Annotated in this window: 18 protein-coding genes; 3 read left to right on the top strand and 15 right to left on the bottom strand. The window is 47.6% G+C overall.

The window, feature by feature from the left end:
• Nucleotides 1–468 precede the first annotated feature (468 nt).
• The gene (locus ACXAH1_RS02590) at nucleotides 469–1,095 is read left to right on the top strand and encodes a hypothetical protein (protein ID WP_475193509.1); all 627 of its coding nucleotides are present in this window, start codon (nucleotides 469–471) and stop codon (nucleotides 1,093–1,095) included.
• A 196-nt stretch (nucleotides 1,096–1,291) separates the two neighbouring features.
• Here the strand turns inward: ACXAH1_RS02590 and ACXAH1_RS02585 are convergent, their stop codons facing one another.
• The 8 genes from ACXAH1_RS02585 to queA form a co-directional block, all read right to left on the bottom strand.
• The gene (locus ACXAH1_RS02585) at nucleotides 1,292–2,083 is read right to left on the bottom strand and encodes a substrate-binding periplasmic protein (RefSeq protein ID WP_475193507.1); all 792 of its coding nucleotides are present in this window, start codon (nucleotides 2,081–2,083) and stop codon (nucleotides 1,292–1,294) included.
• 122 nt (nucleotides 2,084–2,205) lie between these two features.
• Nucleotides 2,206–3,987, bottom strand: coding sequence for a bifunctional diguanylate cyclase/phosphodiesterase (locus ACXAH1_RS02580; RefSeq protein ID WP_138549848.1), 1,782 nt, complete (start codon nucleotides 3,985–3,987; stop codon nucleotides 2,206–2,208).
• Nucleotides 3,988–4,074: 87 nt separating this feature from the next.
• On the bottom strand, nucleotides 4,075–4,659 hold the full coding sequence (locus tag ACXAH1_RS02575) for a hypothetical protein (protein ID WP_475193506.1): 585 nt from the start codon (nucleotides 4,657–4,659) through the stop codon (nucleotides 4,075–4,077).
• Nucleotides 4,660–4,726: 67 nt separating this feature from the next.
• Nucleotides 4,727–5,668 (bottom strand): protein translocase subunit SecF, encoded by a 942-nt coding sequence (gene secF, locus ACXAH1_RS02570; RefSeq protein WP_253048201.1) that lies wholly within the window; start codon nucleotides 5,666–5,668, stop codon nucleotides 4,727–4,729.
• A gap of 9 nt (nucleotides 5,669–5,677) precedes the next feature.
• On the bottom strand, nucleotides 5,678–7,537 hold the full coding sequence (gene secD / locus ACXAH1_RS02565; protein WP_253048199.1) for a protein translocase subunit SecD: 1,860 nt from the start codon (nucleotides 7,535–7,537) through the stop codon (nucleotides 5,678–5,680).
• A 21-nt stretch (nucleotides 7,538–7,558) separates the two neighbouring features.
• A complete protein-coding gene (gene yajC, locus ACXAH1_RS02560) occupies nucleotides 7,559–7,897 on the bottom strand; it encodes a preprotein translocase subunit YajC (protein ID WP_054014394.1) in 339 nt (112 codons plus the stop codon).
• Between the two features lie 33 nt (nucleotides 7,898–7,930).
• Nucleotides 7,931–9,055: a tRNA guanosine(34) transglycosylase Tgt gene (tgt, locus tag ACXAH1_RS02555; protein ID WP_475193504.1), complete on the bottom strand. Its 1,125-nt coding sequence runs from the start codon at nucleotides 9,053–9,055 to the stop codon at nucleotides 7,931–7,933.
• Between the two features lie 189 nt (nucleotides 9,056–9,244).
• Nucleotides 9,245–10,285 carry a tRNA preQ1(34) S-adenosylmethionine ribosyltransferase-isomerase QueA gene (gene queA, locus ACXAH1_RS02550; RefSeq protein ID WP_475193501.1) on the bottom strand — a complete coding sequence of 347 codons (1,041 nt, stop codon included), beginning with the start codon at nucleotides 10,283–10,285 and terminating at the stop codon, nucleotides 9,245–9,247.
• Nucleotides 10,286–10,551: 266 nt separating this feature from the next.
• On the opposite strand from queA, the gene ACXAH1_RS02545 reads away from it, so the two are divergent.
• Complete coding sequence (locus tag ACXAH1_RS02545; protein WP_475193499.1) at nucleotides 10,552–13,062, top strand: GGDEF/EAL domain-containing response regulator; 2,511 nt, start codon at nucleotides 10,552–10,554, stop codon at nucleotides 13,060–13,062.
• A 164-nt stretch (nucleotides 13,063–13,226) separates the two neighbouring features.
• On the top strand, nucleotides 13,227–13,430 hold the full coding sequence (locus ACXAH1_RS02540; protein WP_125716738.1) for a hypothetical protein: 204 nt from the start codon (nucleotides 13,227–13,229) through the stop codon (nucleotides 13,428–13,430).
• 64 nt (nucleotides 13,431–13,494) lie between these two features.
• Here ACXAH1_RS02540 and ACXAH1_RS02535 read toward each other — a convergent pair whose 3' ends face one another.
• The 7 genes from ACXAH1_RS02535 to pstA form a co-directional block, all read right to left on the bottom strand.
• On the bottom strand, nucleotides 13,495–14,421 hold the full coding sequence (locus ACXAH1_RS02535) for a hydrogen peroxide-inducible genes activator (protein WP_475193496.1): 927 nt from the start codon (nucleotides 14,419–14,421) through the stop codon (nucleotides 13,495–13,497).
• Nucleotides 14,422–14,498: 77 nt separating this feature from the next.
• On the bottom strand, nucleotides 14,499–15,767 hold the full coding sequence (locus ACXAH1_RS02530) for an inorganic phosphate transporter (protein ID WP_054014389.1): 1,269 nt from the start codon (nucleotides 15,765–15,767) through the stop codon (nucleotides 14,499–14,501).
• Nucleotides 15,768–15,817: 50 nt separating this feature from the next.
• A complete protein-coding gene (locus ACXAH1_RS02525; RefSeq protein WP_054014388.1) occupies nucleotides 15,818–16,495 on the bottom strand; it encodes a TIGR00153 family protein in 678 nt (225 codons plus the stop codon).
• A gap of 292 nt (nucleotides 16,496–16,787) precedes the next feature.
• The gene (locus ACXAH1_RS02520) at nucleotides 16,788–16,955 is read right to left on the bottom strand and encodes a hypothetical protein (RefSeq protein WP_475193494.1); all 168 of its coding nucleotides are present in this window, start codon (nucleotides 16,953–16,955) and stop codon (nucleotides 16,788–16,790) included.
• 92 nt (nucleotides 16,956–17,047) lie between these two features.
• Nucleotides 17,048–17,749: a phosphate signaling complex protein PhoU gene (gene phoU, locus ACXAH1_RS02515; protein ID WP_054014387.1), complete on the bottom strand. Its 702-nt coding sequence runs from the start codon at nucleotides 17,747–17,749 to the stop codon at nucleotides 17,048–17,050.
• A gap of 82 nt (nucleotides 17,750–17,831) precedes the next feature.
• The gene (pstB, locus tag ACXAH1_RS02510) at nucleotides 17,832–18,659 is read right to left on the bottom strand and encodes a phosphate ABC transporter ATP-binding protein PstB (protein ID WP_054014386.1); all 828 of its coding nucleotides are present in this window, start codon (nucleotides 18,657–18,659) and stop codon (nucleotides 17,832–17,834) included.
• Nucleotides 18,660–18,688: 29 nt separating this feature from the next.
• Entirely contained in the window at nucleotides 18,689–20,338 is a 1,650-nt protein-coding gene (gene pstA, locus ACXAH1_RS02505; protein ID WP_253048190.1) for a phosphate ABC transporter permease PstA, read from the bottom strand.
• Between the last annotated feature and the right edge of the window lie 6 nt (nucleotides 20,339–20,344).

Raw genomic sequence — 20,344 nt, 5'->3', positions numbered from 1 at the left:
CAACCACCAAATGATTAACAATTAATTAAATTAGTATGAAAAAATTCATTTCACTTTTTTGAGCTTGGTGGTAGATTTATTAATGCAGGCTGTACAGAGTGAGCTTTTATCACATGTGCCTAAATGTAGTACTACCTATTTTGATGTCGGAATACATCGCGGACGTATAAAATCCGAAAAAGGGTTTGAGTGTATTTACGACCAGTATTAAGATTGGTAGTCACCTGTTGTGCCAACTATTTTCACAGACTAGCCAAGTAAAGCGGTAGTTAGGTTAGGCTTACAACAATGAAATAAGGATTATCAGCTATGAAGACTTTAAAACTTCGCCAATGTTCTCAAGTTAACGCAGGTTCAGGATTGATGCATCCTATCAGACCGAGCGAGCTCTCAACCTCTACTCGGTCAGACACACAACCCCCAGCCAAAAACAGAGTTAACTTATACAGGTCAGCGTGATTAATCACAATGCAAAAACGTTTCGCACTTAAAGATTTACTACTGCCGTATGTCGTCACGGTAGTAGTAATATTTATTATCCAAGACGCTACTTTCTTCTTTTTCTTTGCGTATTTAGCTTTGGTGAGCCTAGTTTTTTTGATAGGTCACAGATTAAAAGATATAAACGTTTGCTTTTTAGCTATCATAGCGATTATGCCCGTTTTATACGAAAATATCGTTTTCACTTCTGGGCTTATAAGCTTGGATTCCACCGATGACAACAGGTTATTACAAAACAGTATTATTTTTGGTGCGCACTTGGCGAAAGAGCTGCTTATACTAGTGCCTCTAACATATCGAGTTGAGTTAACAAAAAAACTATTTCCCAAGCATAAAATTCGCTACACCTTTGCAGACAGCATATTACCCTGGCTATGTATCATAACAGCCGCCATGAGCTTTTTCGCTTTAATAGAGAATTACTTCAGGAATGCAAAAGGTTATGACATAACATTTTTTTTCTACGCGTTCGAAATTACCGGGTATCTCAATTACTCAGCAGTCTGTGGCATTTTAGTGGTTCTGGCATTTCTAACTTACAGAGATGCTTATGATTTCAGACAGCCTAGTTTTAAAAACCCAAGTAGAAAGTGACCCCTGTTTTCATCTCATAAGTGTGGATGTTCAGGTAAAAAGAGTTGTGCAAATGTATTTTTGCAAGCGTCAGGCTATTTACTGTTATTTTTGAGTAAATGCGACAGATTTGCCCCGTGTTAGGCTCCAAATCATGAGTTTACAAAAGTGGAACTTATTTATCGGCTATTAGCTGTTAAAAAGGCTCACAACCGCGTCAATCGCTGTAAAAAAATGGGTTATCCAGATAAATAGGACGTGCTGTGCTCAAAAAGGACAGATCAAAATAGTGCGCCAATAACTGCTCATACTGGCCACTTTCTTTCAGGCGCGATAATCCCAGCGCCAGTTTATCTGCCAGCTCAGGCTTTTGCTTGTTCACAAAAAAGTAGAAATGTGCCGGGTAAGACAAGTAAAACTGCGGTAGCTTTATCAGATCTTCAGAGGCTTGTGCCGCCAGCTCAGAGTCAATTTCTATCACTGAGCGAGGAAAATAGTCAGCCTTCTGAGCCGTAATTAAATCGAACATAGCCTGATAATTTACAATCGGCCTGACTTTTAAACCATTGGCCGCCAGTATCTTAGTGTCTGGCCAGTCATGACCTTGCACGGCCACCAGTTTCGCCAGCTCAGTTTTGTCTTTCAGTGCTTGAAATCGCGCTAGCTGTGCCCGATTAACTAGCAACGCCCGTTTCCCTATCAAACCATCAAAGAGTGGAAATTTGACCGCGATGGCCAGCTTTTCCCGTGCCGGGCTGGACATACTCCAGTGCAAATCGACTTCCCCTTTGCTCAGTGCCAACAACGTTCTTTGCTGGTGAGGATGGACCTTGACGTGTTGAATGTCCACCGGGTATTCAGCAGCTTTTAAAGATAAGTCGAGCAGTTCATAGAGGAACAAGTCGCGGTCATAGAGCGGCCGCATTTCTTTCGCAACATATATGGTTGGCTTAGCTTCGGCAACAGCCCCAAGCAGGAATAGCATCAGATAAACATACCATTTTACCATACACCACCTAGCTCACATTGAAGTGTTAGTCCTGCAATTTGGCATCTCAGGCGCTAACGTTGTTGACTCTCAAACTACACCTTAGCGCACTTAACTGCAACAATACTCAAGTGAAATTGGCATCATACGCTGCTGACCGCGTCTAAACGTACCACCGGGGCACTCGGTTTACGGCGATTGCAAACAAACAAATAACTATTGCGGTATCTCTTGGCTTCTTTTTTTGCATCCGTTGCCAGCGCAGCAACCTGGTGGCTGTTACTACAAGATTCTACATCCGGTGAAACCAGCCCAATTGATAAAGTCAGCAAAGGAACAAATTGCTTCTGCCCTTCCCGATTGCTGGCCCAGTAACCACCAGCAGCCACATGCTCTGGGGTAAAAAAGGCCTTAGACTGAGCTTCAAAACGCTGAATTATCTCGTGACATAAGGTTTCTGCATCATCCTCATCAAATACCACCATAAAGTCATCGCCGCCTATGTGGCCCACAAAGCAATGGCTGTGCTTACAGACGGCCACCGTCACTTCTGCCAGCAGCTTGATCACACTGTCGCCACTGGCATAGCCATACAGGTCATTAAATTGCTTAAAGTGATTTAGGTCTATATAGGCCAGAGAAAACCCGTGCATAGCACGCAGACGTTGCTCAATGGCCTCATTAATTGCAACATTGCCCGGCAACATGGTGAGCGGGTTAGCATGTTGTGCATGACGAATTTTCTCGTCTGTGATGTGCTTGAGTATGTCCCGAAGTGGCGCCAGTCCCAGGTAACGCCCTTCCCGGGTGATGATAATATGCCGCCGTATATCAAACTCGTGTTCCGTAATAAGCTGACTGACGCTATCGAGTTGTTCCTGCTCATCGACGATCAGGGGCTGCTTGTCCATCAGCTCTGTCACAGGTTTTTTGTCGAACAAGGCATGACCATAGGGCGCAGCAAAGACTTCGGTGAGCTGATCCCGGTGTAACAGCCCCACCGGCTCTCTGGCGTCATTGACCACAGTCAGACTCATAAGCCGTTTATCACGTTCAAAGTGCCGGTGAGCATCGAGGCATTGCGTACAAGTGTGAATGGCAGCCACATCTTTTGCCAGCCAGCCAATGGCAATAGACTGCTCAAAGGGATTGTCTTTGTTGTCATTGTGGCGATGCTGGGCCAAGTTGATCATCTCACGGTCCGGGCGTTCACTGGGCTTGGCCAGCAGATACCCCTGCGCATTGACAATACCCAACTGCTCCAGCAAAGCGAGCTCTTCCATGCGTTCGATGCCCTCAGCAATGACCGCCGTATTGGTCGCTTTGGCAAGTTCAATAATGGACTTAAGAAACTCACGTTTGACAATACTCTGATCGCAATAATCGATAAAGTAGCGGTCCACTTTGACGAAGTCGGGGCATAGCTCTGACCATTGCTTAAGCCCCGAGTAACCAGCACCCAAGTCATCGATGGCAATGGTAAACCCCAGTTGGCGGTAATGGGCAATGGTTTTTAACAGCAAGAAGCCGTCATCCACCTTATCCTGTTCAGTCACTTCAATCACAATGCGATTGGCAGCCAGCCCAGCCTGCTCAACCAGGTGTAAAGTTTCGCCTTTGGGATGGCGCGGATCCAGTAACGCCTTTGGGCTGACATTGAGAAACAGCTTACCGGGTAATTGCAGCGCCACAAATTGCGTGATCGCTCTTTGACGGCACAGTAATTCCAGCTCAGATAGTCGGTCGTAGCGACTGGCTGCCGCAAACAAGCTGTCGGGTTGCTCCAGCGCAGAGCCGCGCTTGCCTCTGCTCAGCGCTTCAAAGCCCAGCACCTGCTCCTTTGCCAAGTCATAGATTGGCTGGAATGCCGTATAAACGGCTTTGTTTGCGATGATTTCATCCAAAAGGATCTGCGTTGAGTCCACTGCTCGATGACCAAGATGAGGTTTGATTGATAATCGAGCAAATTATCAATTTTACATGACAGTTATATGTCAAAAAGAAAATTGTACCTAATTTGATGTTGAATCATTTGCAATTGCCTGTTCCTCAGCTGCTGCTTCAGAGCGCTTGATGGCCTGTTTAACCTGCTCAGCATGTGCCATGGCTTCGACCATTTCCAGCTCAGCTTCCAGATAGGCTTCGTCGTCACCTAAGCCATCTTTCACAATGACTAAGACTCTGGCAGGATGCAGCATCAGTTCTTTGCCATGATAACAAACCGGGTCGGGCAGCTTAGGTAGTTTATTGCCATCATGATAACCTTGCTCCAGGTCATCCAGAGACATGCCGCTCAGTGACTCCCTGATTGTCTGCACAGCATTGAAGTAAGACTGACACTGCGGATATGCGAGGTTAAACGCCTCAAGTACCTGCCTCCCCTGCTGTATCAGGTTATCAGCATGGGTACGAACCAATCCTGCCTCACTTTGAATACGAAGGTCCTTAAGCAGTTCGCTGGCAAGTAACTGATAGGTTTCGATCTCTGTATCAGGTTTTACTGATGTGACAGTCTGGGCTTTGGCCCGCTGCTCTGACGGTTCTGAGCAGCCGAACAAAGTCAGGCCCAGTAACACGGTCGCTAATTCCTTACGCATTGTATTTCCTCCGAAATGACAAAAAAGCCGCGATACAATCGCGGCTTTCTATTACATTGCTGGTTGATTATGGCATGGCATCCAGGTCGGCGCCTTCTTTTTCCACCTCAACCGGGATCAGGTCCTCTTTGCTCACACCCATAGCAACGGCTACCGAGCTGGCCACGTAGACCGACGAGTAAGTACCGATGAATACACCAAATAGCAGTGCAGTCGCAAAACCATGGATAGTCTGACCGCCCCAGACAAACAGTGCAATCAGTACCAGAATCGTGGTGATTGACGTCACTAATGTACGGTTCAGTGTCTGAGTTAGTGAGATATCAATGATCTCCAGCGTATCGTCGATACGTACCTTACGGAAGTTCTCACGGATCCGGTCAGATACAACTATGGTATCGTTGAGTGAGTAACCAATTACGGCCAGGATCGCAGCCAGAATAGTCAGGTCAAACTCTAACCCCAACAGTGAGAATAGACCCATAGTCAGGATCACGTCGTGGAACAAAGCCGCGACGGCACCAACGGCAAAACGCCACTCAAAGCGAAACGCAACGTAGATAAGGATACACAGCAGGGCAGTCAGCATTGCCAGACCCCCCTGCTCTTTGAGGTCTTCACCCACACTTGGACCAACAAACTCAATACGGCGCATTTCGACATTACTGTCGACCTGCTTCAACGCATCAACCAGCTGGTTACCCAGGATCTCAGCTTTAACGTCATCACGAGGGGCAAGGCGCACCAACACGTCCTGGCTTGAACCAAACAGGGTCACAGACGCGTCAGGGAAACCACTTTCAGCCAGTGTGCTACGTACTTTTGGTAAGTCAGCAGGTTGGGAAAAACCCACTTCAACCGCAGTACCACCGGTAAAATCCAGACCCATGTTCATGCCTTTGTAAGCCAGGCTGAAAATAGACGCCAGGATCAGTAGCGCAGAAAACGCCATCGACACTTTGCGTACCGCCATAAAGCGGATAGTGTCTTTGATTCTTAATAACTGCATCTTCGTCTCCTAGATTGAAAGCGAATTAATACGCTTGCCACCGATGACCGCATTGATCACCGCACGAGTACCGACGATGGCTGTAAACATCGACGTTAAAATACCAATGGCCAGCGTCACGGCGAAGCCCGCGATCGGACCCGTACCTACAGAGAATAGGATCACGGCAGCGATCAACGTGGTAATGTTAGCGTCGAAAATGGTGCTGAAGGCACTGTCATAACCATGATGAACCGCCTGCTGAGGACTGCGCCCTTCCGCGAGTTCTTCACGAATACGCTCGAAGATCAGTACATTGGCATCAACCGCCATACCGACTGTCAGTACAATACCGGCAATCCCCGGTAAGGTCAGCGTTGCACCCGGGATCATCGACATAACGCCCACAATCATCACCAGGTTGGCAGCCAGCGCCATGTTGGCAACCAGACCAAAGCCTTTGTAGTACATCAACATAAATGCCAGTACAAACGCAAAGCCCAGCACAACCGCAGTCATACCAGCCTGGATGTTTTCCTGGCCCAGGCTAGGACCAACTGTACGTTCTTCAACAATTTGAATAGGCGCAACCAGCGCACCAGCTCGCAGCAACAAGCTCAGATTGTGCGCTTCAGCCGGGGTATTAATCCCGGTGATCTGGAATGAGCTGTTCAGACGGGCCTGAATCGTGGCCACGTTGATCACCTCTTCCACTTTGATAGGCGGCAGGGCTTTACCATTTTTGTCGACTTTACCTGACGGCTTGTATTCAATGAATACCGTTGCCATCGGCTTACCAATCGCACGTTTGGTAAAGGCACTCATTTTCGCACCACCTTTAGAGTCAAGATTGATGCTCACTTTCGGACGCTGATATTCATCCAGGCCAGACTGTGCACCTGTGATGTGTGACCCTTCCAAAACAACACGCTTTTTCACCACGACCGGGTAACCGGCTTGGTGCATAATGACTTCTGAACCCGGTGGTACGCGACCTTGCGCCGCGGCACGTGCATCGGCATTTTGATCCACTTCGCGGAATTCCAGTGTTGCCGTTGCCCCTAAGATCTCTTTCGCACGCGCGGTATCCTGCACACCCGGCAGCTGAACAATAATGCGCTCTGCCCCCTGACGCTGTACATTCGGCTCTGCCACGCCCAGCTGGTTGATCCGGTTACGAATGATGGTCTCATTTTGTTTGATGGCGTAGTCGCGTAGCTCTTTAATCTTTAGCTCACTCAGCGTTGAGAAAAATGCCAGACCATTGCTGCTGTCGTTGATAAACAGGTTACCCGGGTAACGCTTTTTCAGGAACCGCTCAGCCGCATCTCTGTCTTCTTCAGAGCGCATAACTACCTGAATACGGTCACTATTAGCAACACGACGAATCGAGCGATAACGTAGTTTTTCTTCTCTTAGATCGCTCTTGTAGTCCTGCTCCATCTGTTCGAATGCTTTGTCCATGGCCGTAGCCATGTCAACTTCCATCGTAAAGTGGACGCCCCCGCTCAAGTCCAGACCCAGCTTCATTGGGTTAGCCCCAAGGTTCTTCAGCCAGTCAGGTTGGGCCGGTGACATGTTGATGGCAGAGATATAGTCATCACTGAGGGTGTTACGCAGCAAATCCTGCGCTTTAAGCTGATCTTCCACATTAGTGAAACGGATCAGCACCTGACCATCTTCCAGGGCACTCGATTTTACGGTGAGGTTATTGTCTTTAAGTGTTTCATTTACTTGGTCAAGCACACTGAGATCGGCATTGGTACCTTTAGTACCAGAAACCTGTATGGCCGGATCACGACCATACAGGTTTGGTGTAGCGTATAAAATACCTACGGCCAATACAGCGAGCACAAGTAAATATTTCCACATTGGATACTTGTTTAACACTGGATCATCCTTATTGCTGGTTTATAGCGATTTCATTGTGCCTTTTGGTAGCACAGCAGAAACCGCTGATTTTTGTACCGTTACCTCAGCCTGATCATTCAGAGCAATAACGATAAAATCTTTGTCTTCTGCAACCTTAGTGATTTTGCCGACCAGGCCACCCTGAGTCAGTACTTCGTCACCTTTGGTCAGCGCACCCATCAGATCTTTATGCTCTTTTACACGCTTCGCTTGTGGGCGGTAGATCAGGAAATAAAATACCAGACCGAAAATACCCAGCATGATCAACATGCTCCACTCACCACCGGCGGGTGCTGCGGCTGCCGTGCTGGCATGCGCGCTAGACATAAATAAGCTCATAGCTCTTCCTCATTTAATTTTTATTGCAAACTGTTATTCGGTATCAGCCAATGGCGGAACCGGCCTGTCACGTCGGGCATAAAAGTCAGCCACGAACTGATCAAATGTACCGGCCGCAATCGCTTCACGCATGCCTTCCATCAGGCGCTGATAGTAGCGCAGGTTGTGGATAGTATTAAGACGTGCGCCCAGGATCTCGTTACACTTGTCCAAGTGATGCAAGTATGCACGAGAGTAATTTTTACAAGTATGGCAATCACACTCAGGATCCAACGGACCTGTATCTGTTTTATGCACCGCGTTGCGGATCTTGATCACACCACCGGTGATAAACAAATGACCATTTCGCGCATTTCGAGTTGGCATCACACAATCGAACATATCGATACCACGACGAACAGCTTCTACCAGATCTTCCGGCTTACCTACGCCCATCAGATAGCGCGGTTTATGCTCAGGCATCTTGTAAGCACAGTGATCAAGGATATTGATCATGTCTTCTTTTGGCTCACCCACAGACAAGCCGCCCAGGGCATAGCCATCAAAACCAATGTCTTCCAGTCCAGCCTGAGATTCGGCGCGCAGCTCAGGGTACATACCGCCCTGGATGATACCAAACAATGCTGACGGGTTATCGCCATGGGCTTCTTTGGAACGCTTTGCCCAGCGCAAAGACAGCTCCATTGAATCACGGGCTTCTTTTTCCGTCGCCGGGTATGGCGTACATTCGTCAAAAATCATCACAATGTCGGAACCCAGATCACGCTGGACTTCCATCGCTTTTTCAGGAGATAGCATGATCCGCTCACCATTGACCGGTGACTGGAACAACACGCCTTCTTCGCTGATCTTACGCATGGCACCTAAGCTGAATACCTGGAAACCACCTGAATCGGTCAAAATGGGCTTATCCCAGTTCATGAAATCATGCAGATCACCGTGCTGTTTGATGATCTCTGTACCCGGACGTAACATTAAGTGAAAGGTGTTGCCCAGACAAATATGCGCACCGGTGTCTTTTAACTCATCCGGTGTCATGCCTTTTACAGTGCCGTAGGTGCCTACCGGCATAAATGCAGGCGTTTCAACAACGCCCCGGTCAAAGATCAGGCGGCCGCGGCGCGCTTTGCCCTGTGTACAATCTAATTCAAATTTCATACTTACCTCTGGTCGGAAAAACAGTCCAACTTATTCCAGATCGGGCACTACACCCGACAACTTTGAAAACCGCCAGATTCTACCATAACGGCATTAATATTGGGTCTAAAATAGCACTTTAAAGCGCCAGGCCACAGAATTCGCGGTTTAAAACAGAAAAACCCAGCCGTTTGGCTGGGTTTACGAGGCTTATGCATTGTCCTGTTTCGTCAGGAACATGGCATCACCGTAACTAAAGAAGCGATATTGCTCGGCAATTGCTGTCTCATAGGCATGCATAATATGCGACTGGCCCGCGAACGCGCTGACTAGCATTATCAGTGTCGACTCGGGTAAGTGGAAATTGGTGACCATGGCATCCACCAACTGGAACTGATAACCTGGATAGATAAAGATATCTGTATCGCCATAAAAGGGTTTCAATTCTTCCGGGTGCGCTTTTGCAGCCGACTCCAGTGAGCGTACTGACGTTGTACCAATCGCAATAACCCGACCTTTGCGCTGACGCGCAGCGGCAATGGCATCAACCACATCCTGAGGCACTTCGATATACTCTGAGTGCATGTGGTGGTCGTTCACATTATCTACCCGTACAGGCTGAAAAGTACCCGCACCGACGTGTAAAGTGACAAACGCCATCTCAACGCCCTTATCTTTCAATTGTGCCATAAGCAAGTCATCAAAATGCAGGCCAGCTGTGGGCGCAGCAACGGCACCTGGCTTTTCACCATACACAGTCTGATAGCGCTCTTTGTCTTCCTCGTCATCAGGGCGGTCAATATAGGGGGGCAAAGGCATATGACCGATTTCGTCCAGAACAGACAACACCGATGAATCACCATGAAACTTAAGTTCAAACAGCTCACCGTGGCGGGCCACCATAGTGGCTGTCGCTTTGCCTTCAAGCAGGATCTCGGTGCCTTCTTTCGGTGATTTACTGGCACGCACATGAGCCAGCACACTGTGCTCATCCAATACCCGTTCAACCAATACTTCCAGCTTACCACCGGTGGCCTTTTGACCAAACATACGCGCCGGGATCACTTTGGTATTATTGAAAATTATGAGATCTTCCGGATTGATCAGATCGACAATATCCTTAAACACTTTATGCTGTAATTCACCCGTGTTGCCATCGAGCGTTAACAAACGACTGCTGGAGCGTTCTTTTTTAGGGTGGCGAGCGATCAGCTCATCAGGGAGTTCAAAACTAAAGTCAGCAACGCGCATAGAAGACCTCAAATTAATGCAAATAGGCGCCAAGTCTAGTGATCCGCCTACGCTAAATCAAGTGCTGAGGTAAAACTATGTAACGCTTGTCAGTGTAGTAAAATAGCTTTAATCTAGTCGCTATTGTACGAAATTTCGCAGCTAAAACGTGCCACACAGCGAACGACCCAGCCCTGGGATCCTCTAAGGTACTACAGCGAGACACTTCACCGTTAAAAAGGGCATAAACTTGTTTACTTATTTCATGGGTTTAAGGCAGTAACACCATGGCAAAGCAACTCACATTATTGCTGGTCAATGCAGATCAACAAGAGCGACAGCTGATAGTCAAAACCTTGTCTTCACTGAATGTGTTTCACATTGTTGAGCACAGTGACACACAAACCGCGTTGGGTGTATTAAAGCGCCAGGCTGTTGATTTGATCATTACCGGGCTTAATGTTGGCAAGATTGATGGCTGGCGATTCTCGCGAATGGTGCGCTCCGGGCTATTAAAAACACCCAAAAATACGCCAATTGTACTGACGCCGCCCACCTACTGTGAACGCATTGCGGAAACCACAGCGCGCAGTTATAGTATAGATGCCGTGCTGCCTCTGGAACGCCAGGATGTATTGCCCCAGGTATTGGCGAATGTACTGTCGACGCATTTAGAAAAAAGCAGTCGCTTAAACCTGTTGTTGCTCGAACCAGACCAGGTCCGTGCCGATGAGATTTGCCAGCATTTATCGCTGAACTTCACCACCACACACGTCACCACCACCAATGGGGCACTGTCACAGTTCTTGCAAAGTGAGTTTGCCATTGTGCTGCTGGATGCGACAGCAACACACAGCGATGCAGGTAAAGAGCTGGTGGCGAACATTCTTCAGCATAAGCCCAGCCAGGCTATTGTGACTATTATAGACAATCGCGATGCAGACTATGCTGAACAGCTTTTGTTACTGGGCGTCACCGATTTTGTGCGTGCCCCCTATGATTTATCTCTGTTGAGTAAAGTGTGCGACCATGCCGCGCGTCGTGAAGACTTTATGGTCAGCTATGCCGAGTTTGCGGAAAAAGTCGAGCAGTTGAGCCGCAGCGAACGGCGCTACAAAGACCTGTTCTCGGCGCACCAGCGCATTTTACTACACCTCAATACCGTGGTTATGGAGCTGGACACCGCCGGGGTGATCCGCTTTTTAAACCCGGCATGGGAACAGTTGGTAGGCCACAAATTAAAAGCCAGCTTGCACACCAGTATGTTCGATTACGTGCTGGCAGAACACCGTGACAAACTGGCATCGGTACTGACAAAAGTACAACAAGGCGAGCAGCAATCAGCGTTGCTTGAACTGCAGGTGATGCAAAGCAACCAATGCCCTATCTGGGTTGAGTGTCGCTTTCAGCTGATTAAGAATGTCACCAGCACTGCCACTATTACGGCAACCATAGACAATATCCATGAACGCAAGCAAGCCGAGTTGCAGCTACGCCACCTTGCACTGCATGACACCCTGACAGGACTGCATAACCGTTACTACTTTGACCAGCAATTGAATCTCTTCTGTGAACAGGCAAAGCATGATGCGCACCTTGAGCATGCGCTGATCTATATCGATCTGGACCACTTTAAAATCATCAATGACAGTAAAGGTCACCAGCAGGGTGACATTGTCCTCAAAGAAGTGGCCCAGCTATTTGGTGAGCACATCGCCGACGAGCACCTTATTTTCCGCATCGGTGGAGATGAGTTTGCGATTTTGCTAAAACATACTCCGCTGCTGGATGCCCATATGTTGGCCGAAAGTGTCTGCAGTGCCATTGAACATCATCAGTTCCATTCCGAGGAAGCGAGCTATACCATCAGCTGCTCCATTGGATTAACACAGGTGACACAACAAAACAGCGACCCGAGCGAATGCCTCAAACAGGCCGACATTGCGCTGTATATTGCCAAAAACCTAGGCCGCAACCTGGTCCACTGTTACAGCAAAGAAGATGCGCAGAACAGTACTTTACAAACAGGATTAGAATGGGGACACAATGTCCGTCAGGCGTTACAGAATAATCATATTGAGCTGCATTATCAGCCTATCTGGGATTTTAAGCGCAATCAGGTTGCCTATTTCGAAGCTTTATTACGACTGCAAATTGACGGAAATCTGGTGTACCCCAATCAATTTATTCCCGCACTGGAGTTGCTAAACGACACCTACCTGATGGATCAATGTGTGATCCGGGAATGTATTCGTGCCATTGCCTGCCACCCGGAACTACATCAGGTCTCAGTCAATCTGTCGGCGCAATCCTTCCTTGATGAGCGCTTACTACCTCATATTCAGTCATGTCTGGCGGAGTTCCAGGTGGCAGCCAGTGCCATTATTTTTGAGATCACAGAATCAGCCAGTATCAATAATCTCAGCGCGACTCAGGCCATGATTGCCAAGCTCAACGAACTCGGCTGTCATTTCTCTATCGATGACTTTGGCACCGGATTCAGTACCTTTAGCTACTTAAAACAACTGCCAGCTCAACACGTTAAAATCGATGGCTCATTTGTGCGTGACATGCTTAACGACCCAATCGATCTGGCTCTGGTGAAAGCAGTAAATGATATCAGTCACTCACTGGATAAGCGCTCTGTGGCTGAGTATGTGGAGAGCAAAGAGATATTTGACGCACTCAAAGAGATAGGGATTGATTACGGTCAGGGCTACTATATTTCACGCCCACTCCCCGTTGAACAACTCAGTGCCGTACTGAAAACTATTTTGTCTGAGAAAACAGCCTGCTAGTATTTTTGTACAAAATTCGACTAAAAATAAGCTGCCTGTTGGGTAATTCTCATCTATAATTAAGCGTACATTTTGACGTGTCACTTTAAATACATGAAACACAGGTATTTACAAGACATTCAACGGATTTGGACACGTCTGGCTATGGAAATGGAGGAATTGCAATGGTACAGCTGTCTATTATATTGTTGCTCATATACGTTGTTATCGCCGTACAATGTTACCGAAGCGCAAGCCACAAAGGCTACCCAAAACTGTTTTTTACCTTACTCGGCTTAGTGCCTTACTTTAACCTGGTGGTGTGGGTTTACCTGCTGTTTTTACCCGATCTGAAATCAGGCCGCCAGCTGGGGTCACTAGAATCTTAAGCCAGATTGAGTTAGTTAAAGTGCTCTAACACGCCAACATAAAGGGCTTCCGCCCTTTATGGTTTTATTGTGTAACACCTTTGTTGTCGTTACAGTGCTGCGCAACAAACTCACCGGCTTTATCACTAAATAAACGGAAGTCTCTGATCCGCCCTGTGGTTTTGCGCCATAACAGACCTATCTCACGGTAAGCATCGGGCTGCGGTGCAGTGGCGACCATAGGCTTGCCTTCCAGGATGCCGGCATTAAGTGCCATCTGGGGTAAAAAGGTCACGCCATTTTGGTATTCCACCATACTCAGTAAGGTATGCAGGTTAGCGGCTTCAAAGGGGTTGATACAGGCACTGCGGTTAAGGTGACAGGCACTGAGCGCATGATCTGTCATGCAGTGTTCCCGCTCCAGCAAAAATACACTTTGCTCAGGCAAGACATTGAAATCATCCAGCTGCTCGGGCACCTGATATTCCTGATGACGGACCAATGAAAAATGATCCCGGGCAATTACCTGAGTGTGAAACTTTTCAGTTCTGTAAGGCAACGCCAGCATACCCATATCTATGTGGCCCTGCTCCAGTTTATCGAGCAAACGATCACTGGTGTCCTCCACCAGTACCAGCTGAAGCTCAGGAAAAGCGTCTTTGCAAAAGCGGTATAAAGGCGCCGCAATAAAGCTGGCAATGGTGGGAATGATCCCCAGCACCAGTTTGCCCGACAATGGATGCTTAAAGCTCTTGGTCAGCTCTACCACGCTAATGGTATCGCCAATAATGCGTTTGGCGCGCTCCACCACTTCTTCGCCCACATCAGTGAACATTAAACTGCGGTTTTCACGCTCTATCAGTTGGCATCCCAGCGTTTCTTCGAGGTTCTGAATGGCACTGCTCAGTGTTGACTGGCCAATAAAACAAGCTTCCGCAGCGCGGCCAAAATGCTGGTGCTGATGCACTGCAATTAAATACTGTAACTGTTTAATGCTTGGTAAGTTATTCACTTTTTATACCCACAAATAAAAAGACCCCAACACCAAAGGCATTGAGATCTTTTCAAGCTAAAAGTCTGTCCTTTCTGTTAAACGCCGAACGCGCTTCTCAGAATGTAGAATATAACAATAGCAAGGGCAGCGCCAACTGGCAATGTGATTACCCACGAAACCACAATGTTTCTGATCACGCCCATGTTCAGTGCAGCAATACCGCGTGCCATACCCACACCTAAAACTGCACCAACCAAGGTTTGTGTGGTTGAGATTGGCAGACCTGTACCTGATGCAATAACAACCGTTGAAGCGGCTGCAAGCTCTGCGGCAAAACCGCGGCTTGGCGTCAGGTGGGTAATGCCTTCACCGATAGTCTTGATTACTTTCTTACCCAAAACAGCCAGACCTACGACGATACCTAACCCACCCAGAGGCAGGATCCACCACGCCAACGCTGCTTTCTTGGCGATTTCACCATTGTGCTCAACGATGTTTACAACCGCAGCCAGAGGGCCAATCGCGTTAGCAACATCATTCGAGCCATGCGCGAACGCCATACAACAAGCTGTCAGTACCATCAAAATAGCAAACACTTTTTCAACATTATTAAAGTGCATTTGCTTGTCCGCATTCGGGTCTATTTTCAGGCGGTTAATGGCCATTTTACCAATCAAACCCACCAGTACAGCAATACCGATGGCCAGTGCATACCCTTCAAAAGTTCCCAGGTTAACACCAATGTGCTTCAGGCCTTTTTTGATAGTAACCAAAGACATCACAAAACCTGCCAGACCCATATATACAGGCACGAACCGCTTGGCATTTTCTAATGGCTTATCAGTGTCAAAGATCAGCTTTTGCGCACTCATAAAGATAAGGTAGGCAATAAAGCCTGAAATCGCGGGGGTCACAATCCAGCTACCGACGATACCAGCAACTTTACCCCACTGGATAGCTTCGCTGCCCACAGCAACCAAAGCAAAGCCTATGATGGCACCAATGATAGAGTGCGTAGTAGACACAGGCCAGCCAAGCATAGACGCTAACAACAACCAGGTACCTGCGGCGAATAGCGCCGAGATCATCCCCAGTACCATGAGTTCAGGAATGTCCATAAATGGCGTGGCATCAATGATCCCTTTACGGATCGTTGACGTTACCTCACCACCGGCGAGATAAGCACCGGCAAATTCAAAAATCATCGCGATGATGATCGCCTGTTTGATGGTCAGCGCTTTAGAGCCAACCGATGTACCCATCGCATTGGCTACGTCGTTCGCGCCAATGCCATAGGCCATAAAGAAACCAACTGCGGCCGCAATTATAATCAATAGCGTGCCATAGGATGCAATGATATCCATTGTAAAACCTTTAATTCTTAACTAATTGTGTGAAGGCAGATGGTGTACGCTTAGCGCGCCAGCATCAGCTCCAGTCGTGAACCTACGCGCTCAGCAATGTCAGCCAACTCGCCGACCCACTCAATGATCTTGTATAAGAACATCACATCAATCGGGTTAAGTTCACTTTCAATGTTGCGTAAACCTTTACGAATACGGATCTGCATCTCATCGGTATCTTCCTCGATGGCATCCAGTTCAACGAGCATTTTTTCGACCAGTGCAACTTCGCGACCACGGAAACCGGTTTCCAGTAGTTCATCGAATTCGTTAATGGCTTCTGAGGCTTGTTTGGTCGCATCAACACAGCGTGTCAAATACGCCAAAAAGTCGGTTTGAATTGATTCAGGGATCTCCAGTTCACGACCAATCACGCGTCCCGCGATGTCTTTGGCTTTATTGGCGATCTTGTCTTGGTGGGTAATGAGTTCCAGTAAGTCGGTACGTTCTACCGGCATAAACAGACCACGTGGCAAGTGCAGGCGCACTTCACGCTTTAATGTATCTGCTTCTCTTTCCAGGTTACGGATCTGCACTCGAAGCGCATCGGCCTCGGTCCACTCCCCTTTGAAGGCATGGTTAAAGAACGGGATCAAGGTTTCACTGGCTTGATGGACGATCTTAATGTGCTCTTCAATTGGCTTAATAGGAGACTTTGCGAATACTCCTAAAAATGCATTACTAGGCATAACTGACCCTTAAATCATATTAATATGCATGTGCAGGGCGCAATTTTACAGCATTAAGCCAGATTGTGAACGCTTTTTCGTGTGAAGTTCTGATTAACGGCACAAGCATGTTTAGCAAGCATAATGACTATCAAGATAATATCACTGCCGTTTGTTTGCTTAACCCCTCGATAAACATAGAAAAAATAATCAGATAAAAGCAATAATGATTGAGTAGTTTTGCGGCATGTTAGGTAAGTCTGCTCAGAGCCGATTCGAACGAAGCGAGCATCACACTCGCTTCACACTTGATTTAGAGCTTAACAAAACAATCATCATAACAAGAAAACTCTGTTTGCGGTGGGATTGAAGGGTAAATAGTCTTACCTCCTCCCGCTACTTGAGGCGTCATTTCGTTGTTTAGTGCTTTGCTGTCTTTCGTCAGTTGTTTAATATTTTTTTTGTTCAGAGCTAGTTTCATAGTTCATTCCTTCTATTGATCGCTTTTTGCTCACAAACAGTTATAAATAAAAAAACCTTTCGTGTCTACTATTGGTACTTTTTCTTTGAGTACTACAGTGATTTTTCGATATCTTCCTGAGAAGTATGGCGAATATCTTTACCATTTACGAAATAAATCACATATTCTGCAATATTCTGGCAGCGGTCACCGATGCGCTCCAGTGAGCGTACCGACCAGATCAGGTCCATAATTTTAGGAATAGAACGTGGGTCTTCCATCATATAGGTCATGATCTGACGCGTCAGCGCTTCATATTCACGGTCAACTTTGGCATCTTCTTTGTGGACTTCAAATGCCCGCTGGGCATCCATACGGGCAAATGCATCCAGCACATCATGTAGCATCTGAGAAACCAGACGACCCATATTTTCAACATTGACCAGTAAGTCTTGTTGGTCTTTGGTGAAAGAATCCAGCGCCACTTTGGCAATGCGTTCCGCTTCATCACCGATACGTTCCAGATCGGCAATGGTTTTGGCAATGGCCACAACCAATCGTAAGTCACTGGCCGCCGGCTGACGCTTAGCAATAATGCGGGTACATTCTTCGTCAATGCTCACTTCCATAGCATTAACCTGATAGTCGTTCTCGCTGACTTTGCGGGCCTTGCTTTCATCACAGTGACTCACCGCATCCAACGCCAGGTTTAACTGTTGTTCAACCAGTCCGCCCATACTCAACACATGGTTGCGAACGTTTTCCAGCTCTTCGTTAAAGCGGCCAGAGATATGCTTATTAATATTATGTTCCATAATCAGTTCCTAATTTGTTTCAACACAGCGTAGGCGCCTTCTTATCGAGGCGCTGGCTCAGCGCTTTGCTGAGCCCGATGAATTAACCGTAACGACCCGTAATATAGTCTTCGGTTTTCTTCTTGGTCGGTGTTGTAAACAGAGTATTAGTATCTGAATATTCGATCAGCTCACCCATATACATAAAGGCTGTTTGATCGGATACCCGCGCCGCCTGCTGCATGTTGTGAGTTACGATCACCACGGTGTACTTTTCTTTCAGGTCGTTGATCAACTCTTCAATAACCAAAGTCGAGATGGGGTCCAGTGCCGAGGTTGGCTCATCCAGCAATAACACCTCTGGCTCAATCGCAATTGAACGTGCAATAACCAGACGCTGCTGCTGACCACCCGACAGACCAAATGCACTGTCGTGCAAGCGGTCTTTCACTTCATCCCACAAAGCAGCACCACGCAGTGAACGCTCAACCACTTCATCCAGCTTACGTTTGTCTTTTACACCTTGTAAGCGTAGACCGTAAACCACGTTCTCGTAAATAGACTTAGGGAATGGATTTGGACGCTGGAATACCATACCAACATTACGACGCAACGCAGCAACATCGACGCTTTTATCATAAATGTTGGTACCGTTAAGGTTTATTTCACCTTCAATACGACAGGTATCTACCAGGTCGTTCATGCGGTTGATACAACGCAATAGCGTTGATTTACCACAACCAGACGGACCGATAAACGCCGTTACCTGACCACGCGGGATCAACATGTTAATGTCGCTCAGAGCCTGCTTATCACCATAGTAAAGGTCAAGGTTTTTGATCTCTAACGCGGTTAGTTCCGGGCTCAAGTTTTCCAGATCCAACTTTTTGCTGGTATCTGCATTATTTACCTGTGGCGCTACTGTAATCATAAATTTTTACCTATTTAAATACTTTACTATTAGTTCTCTAAAGCTCTGAACTTTTCACGTAGGTGGTTACGGATCCCAATTGCAGTGATGTTCAGTGCAATGATCACGGTCACCAGTAAGAAGGCGGTCGCATAAACCAAAGGACGTGCCGCTTCTACGTTCGGGCTCTGGAAGCCCACATCATAAATATGGAAACCCAGGTGCATAAACTTCCGGTCCAGGTGAATATACGGGAAGTTGCCATCCAGCGGCAAGGTCGGTGCCATTTTCACCACCCCCACCAGCATCAGCGGTGCTACCTCACCCGCAGCACGGGCAACCGCCAGAATGAGGCCTGTCATAATTGCCGGGCTGGCCATTGGGATAATAATCCGCCATAAGGTCTCTGCTTTGGTCGCACCCAGTGCCAGTGAACCATGACGCACTGTGCTTGGAATACGTGACAAGCCTTCTTCAGTGGAAACAATCACAACAGGCAGTGTCAGAATTGCCAGTGTCAGTGCTGACCAGATCACACCAGGCGTACCAAATACCGGACTTGGTGAAGCTTCCGGGTAAAACAAGGCATCGATAGAGCCACCCAGCATGTAGACGAAGAAACCTAAGCCGAATACGCCGTATACGATAGACGGGACACCCGCCAGGTTGATCACCGCGATACGGATCATCTTAGTCACGGCGTTTTTAGCTGCATACTCGTGCAGATAAATCGCGGCAACCACGCCAAATGGCGTCACAATCACTGCCATCAGCATAACCATAAACACAGTACCAAAGATAGCCGGGAATACCCCGCCCTCGGTATTCGCTTCACGCGGGTCATCACTAATAAACTTGCCAATCTGCGACATATAATGGCCCACTTTTGCAAAGAAGCCCATGTCGTTCGGGAACCAAAAGTCTAAAACCTGGTATAAAGGCAACGTCACTTCTTCTCCGCGCATGTCGCGCACAACCACTTCGTCGCGTTTGGCACCATTGCGCAGTTCAAACAGCGTTTTCTCTAATACCTTATATTCTTCGCGCAGGGCAGCACGCTGTGCTTCCAGATCTGCGATGATTTCAGGCGTCAGTTCATCATCCAGCTGATAAGCGCGCTCTTTAAGACGCAAACGTTCCAGCTCATAGTTAATATGACCAATCTCACCGTTTTGCAGGTCAAGCGCTTCTTCGTTCAGATCTACGGCACGCTCAACCATCTCTTCCAGCGCTTCTAGCGGATTGTCTGTCACTACCTGGCCGTCGCGAATAACACGCTCAACATAGCCATAAAAGTTACCATTTTTAGTCCGCTCAAAGACCGCTATCTGCGCAGGTGTTGACTGGCTCTGGATGTCGGTTGACAAAATCCAACGGAAGTCCAGTTCAACATACTCACGGTTACCGGTTTTTACCAGCAAGCGCTCTATGTACTCGCCTGGATGGTTAGAAAAATCCAGGCCAGTTGCTTCCAGTCGCGACTTAGGCACCAGCTCACGGTCGTAGATTTCACCAATCACGGTTTGTTTTTGAACAGACCCCTGCAGGTGCATCTCAACCACTTCGGAAGGCCAGAAAAAGCTCAGGCCCTTCCACGCTATCATTGCAAGCAGACCCAGTACTGAGATCAAACTGATGCTGACTGCACCGCCTGTCATCCAGATCCACGGAGATCCTGACTTAAACCACTGTCTTACCATGTCATC

Source organism: Pseudoalteromonas sp. AWH4_217 (genome assembly GCF_056161105.1).
Note: the sequence above shows the minus strand (reverse complement) of the source record. Positions and strands in the feature narration are given on the sequence as shown.